The sequence below is a fragment of the Psychrobacter sp. AOP5-GZ1-6 genome, assembly GCF_052376345.1.
Lineage (GTDB): Bacteria > Pseudomonadota > Gammaproteobacteria > Pseudomonadales > Moraxellaceae > Psychrobacter.
The window spans coordinates 1-223 of the sequence record NZ_JBQSVP010000413.1 but is presented as its reverse complement, the minus strand read 5'-3'; the positions used below and the strand labels follow the sequence as shown (position 1 = coordinate 223).

Here is a 223-nt window from a genome sequence, read left to right as displayed (position 1 = left end):
CAATCTGACATCAAGAAACTGGCTGAGCAAATGGCCAGCAGCATGAAAAGCTTCGATGACATCAAAGACTTTCAAAAGCAGCTCATGCAGTCCTTCATCGACACTGCCTTAGAAGCAGAAATGGAAGAGCATCTCGGCTACCCCAAGCATGAAAAGGCAGACAGGCCTAATAAGCGCAATGGGCACACTAAAAAGAGAGTCCGTAGCGACACAGGCGAGCTTG

1 protein-coding gene is annotated in these 223 nt (G+C 48.4%); it reads left to right on the top strand.

Going from position 1 to position 223, the window contains the following annotated elements:
* The coding region (locus ACT3RN_RS16420) for a transposase (RefSeq protein WP_444518918.1) at window positions 1–223 on the top strand (223 nt) is incomplete at both ends.